At 63.0% G+C, this 3,020-nt stretch carries 5 protein-coding genes; all 5 read left to right on the top strand.

The window, feature by feature from the left end:
• The first annotated feature begins 199 nt into the window (after positions 1 to 199).
• On the top strand, positions 200 to 541 hold the full coding sequence (locus QMX78_RS20920; protein ID WP_282273279.1) for a hypothetical protein: 342 nt from the start codon (positions 200 to 202) through the stop codon (positions 539 to 541).
• A 26-nt stretch (positions 542 to 567) separates the two neighbouring features.
• Complete coding sequence (locus tag QMX78_RS20915; protein ID WP_282273277.1) at positions 568 to 1,197, top strand: DUF998 domain-containing protein; 630 nt, start codon at positions 568 to 570, stop codon at positions 1,195 to 1,197.
• Positions 1,198 to 1,236: 39 nt separating this feature from the next.
• Complete coding sequence (locus QMX78_RS20910; RefSeq protein ID WP_282273275.1) at positions 1,237 to 1,623, top strand: VOC family protein; 387 nt, start codon at positions 1,237 to 1,239, stop codon at positions 1,621 to 1,623.
• Between the two features lie 70 nt (positions 1,624 to 1,693).
• Entirely contained in the window at positions 1,694 to 2,116 is a 423-nt protein-coding gene (locus QMX78_RS20905; RefSeq protein ID WP_282273273.1) for a hypothetical protein, read from the top strand.
• A 76-nt stretch (positions 2,117 to 2,192) separates the two neighbouring features.
• Positions 2,193 to 2,957, top strand: coding sequence for an SDR family NAD(P)-dependent oxidoreductase (locus QMX78_RS20900; protein WP_282273271.1), 765 nt, complete (start codon positions 2,193 to 2,195; stop codon positions 2,955 to 2,957).
• The last annotated feature ends 63 nt before the right edge of the window (positions 2,958 to 3,020 follow it).

Below are 3,020 nucleotides of genomic sequence, written 5' to 3'. Positions count from 1 at the left end.
GGAGAGGGGCTCGGACCGCTCGCGCTCGCAGTGCACTAGCCCCTCTCCCGCCTGCGGGAGAGGGGTTGGGGTGAGGGCAGCTCCTGCCTTTGATCTTGCATCCAAACCTCACCACAAAAAAAAACATCACCCACCTGTAACGCCACGCCAGAATTCCAGCGCTAGGATTGCCCCACCCACATCTACAAGCAAAACCACCATGGGCACCTGGACCTGCAGCAACTGCAAGGAAGTAAACGAAGACAACTTCGACCAGTGCTGGAAATGCGGCACCCATGCCGACGGCGCACCACCGCCACGCGACTTCCAGCCTGAGGCCGGGCGCAGCTGGATGCAGCCACCACGTTTGATCGACTGTCCGCGTTGCCCTGGCATGCGCATGGAATTCATCGGCCGCAAACGCTTCCACGAAGGCTCGCAGGCCATGCCCTTCCTGCTGGGCGATATCGGCGAGCTGTTCGTCAACCGCGAGGAATTCGACCTGCATGCCTGCCCGAGCTGCGGCAAGGTGGAGTTGTTCCTGTCCAATCGCGTACGCTGAGCATCGCCACCATCCACGAGCCGACGATGCGTCTCCAGCGCTGCTTGATCCTGCTGTTCGTGGCGATGTACCTGCTGATGCTGCTCGGCGGTGCCGCGCTCAAACCGGGTTATTCACCGCTATCGCAGTACATCAGCGAACTCGGCGCGACCGGCAGCGCGCACGCACAGGTGATCAGCCTGCTCGGCTTCATTCCAGTCGGCGTCCTCGCCGCACTGCTGCTGTTCGCGTTCGCACGGACGGTGCCAGTGCGTGGTGCCAGTCGCTTCGGCTATTGGCTGCTGCTGTGCGAACCGCTGGCATGGATAGGCTCCGCGTTGGCGCCCTGCGACCTCGGTTGCCCGATTGGCGGCAGCCTGTCGCAATCACTGCATACCCTGCTCGGCGTGTTCACCTATCTGGGCACCGCACTCGGCCTGGTGCTGCTGGCAAGTGCACCGGCAATACAACCAGGCACGCGCGTGCTGTGGATCGGCCTGGCGGGACTCTGGCTGCTGCTGTTCGTGTTGATGGGGCTGGAGCCATTGCACGCTTGGCATGGACTGCTGCAACGCCTGGCGGAGTGGAGTGTGTACAGCGTGTTGTGCATCAGTGCATGGCGACTGAGCGCTTCTGCACCTGTTGCCGACAATGCGATAACACGCGCCCGCCAGTAGCGGGTGTACGCTGCGCTCCTCTGTCACCGGAGCACCCATATGAGTCACCGCAGCCGCCTGGCCGGTTTCATCATTGATTGCCAGGGCACCGACAGCGATGCCGCCGCCGCGTTCTGGGCACCCGCACTCGGCCTGAAAGCCGAGCCCGGCTACACCGAGGACGATGGCGCGCAATATGCCGAACTGTTGGGCGCCCCCGCTGACCTGCATGTTGAAGTGCAACGCGTCGATCACGCCCCACGCGTGCATCTGGATATAGAAGCCGACGATATCGATGCCGAAGCTGACCGGCTTGAAGCGCTGGGCGCACGCCGCATCGGCAAGGTCAAACGCTGGTGGGTGATGGAAGCACCTACCGGTCATCGCTTCTGCATCGTGCAGATGAAGTATCCGGAACGTGGCGCACCGCCCAATACCTGGAAGTAGCGCGGAAACTTCACGACAGCTGGCCTTGCGATGTGCTGGAATGCCGCCCCGACTTCAACGAGGCAACAGCATGGGTTTGATCACCGGAATGATCGTGGGTGCACTGGGCGGCCTGGCCCTGGTCAACATCCTGGCATTGATGGCAAGGAACAGCGGCAGGCCGCATGACCTCATCAGCTTCAGCTCCGACGAGAATGTAACGGCCAAGGTTGATGCCTGGGCAGGCCAGCAGGGTTACCGCCTGGTCCGCGACATCGATGGCACCCGCGTGTATCGCAAGGGCAACAACATCCTGACCTCGCCGATGTATCTGGAACTGAGCCAGGACGGGAACAAGTACAGCATCAAGAGCTATACCCAGATCAACGGCTTCATCCTCCGTGGTGATATGGCGCTCACCGGCGATACCTTCATCGCCAAGCTGCCGCGATCGATGGCCAAAAAGGCGCAGAACATCCTGTTCGCGTCCTTGAACGTGCCCGGCCTGCCCTGACCACGGACTCGCGCGTTGGCCACCTTCAATGCAACAGCGGGATAATGTGGGCCCTGAGTCCACCGGAACCGCAGCAATGAATTCCCCCGTTTCCCTGCAGAATGCACGTGTCCTGGTTGCCGGTGGCAGCCGCGGCATAGGCTTGGCCATTGCCCAGGCTTTTGCCCGCGAAGGCGCGAGCGTGAGCATCTGCGCGCGTGGTGCCGCAGCACTGCAGCAGGCCGGCGAACAGCTGCTGGGCGACGGTGCAGCTGCCGCGCACACGCAGCAATGTGATCTCGCCGACCCGGCGCAGATCCAACGCTGGATCGATGCCGCTGCGGCCTCATTGGGTGGCGTCGATATCCTCATCAACAACGCCTCCGGGTATGGCAACGGCAATGACGATGCCAGCTGGCAGGCCGGCTTCGATATCGACCTGATGGCAGCCGTGCGCGCCAACCGCAGTGCCCTGCCGCATCTGCGCCTGAGCACGATGCCGGCCATCCTCAACATCAGCTCGATCAACGCCTCGGTACCGACGCCGCGAGCAGCGGCCTACTCCGCCGCCAAGGCTGCCTTGAATTACTACACCGTATCGCTGGCCACCGAACTGGCGCGCGAGCGCATCCGGGTCAACGCGCTGGCACCCGGCTCGATCGAATTCCCCGGTGGACTGTGGGAGCAGCGCCGCAGCAGCGCCCCCGAACTCTACGAACAGATCCGCAACAGGATCCCGTTCGGCGGCTTCGGCAATGTCGAGGATGTGGCCAATACCGCCGTGTTCCTGTGCTCGCCCACAGCGCGCTGGATCACCGGCCAGGTACTGGCGGTGGATGGTGGGCAATCGCTGCCGGCCTGAGCCTCGCCTGCCGTTTGTGGGAGCGGCGTAAGCCGCGAAACTGGTGAACTTACAGATCGCCGG

It is taken from the genome of Stenotrophomonas sp. PS02298 (genome assembly GCF_029959445.1).
Taxonomy (GTDB): Bacteria; Pseudomonadota; Gammaproteobacteria; order Xanthomonadales; family Xanthomonadaceae; genus Stenotrophomonas.
The sequence above is the reverse complement of the archived record's forward strand: the minus strand, read 5'-3'. Positions and strand labels throughout refer to the sequence as shown.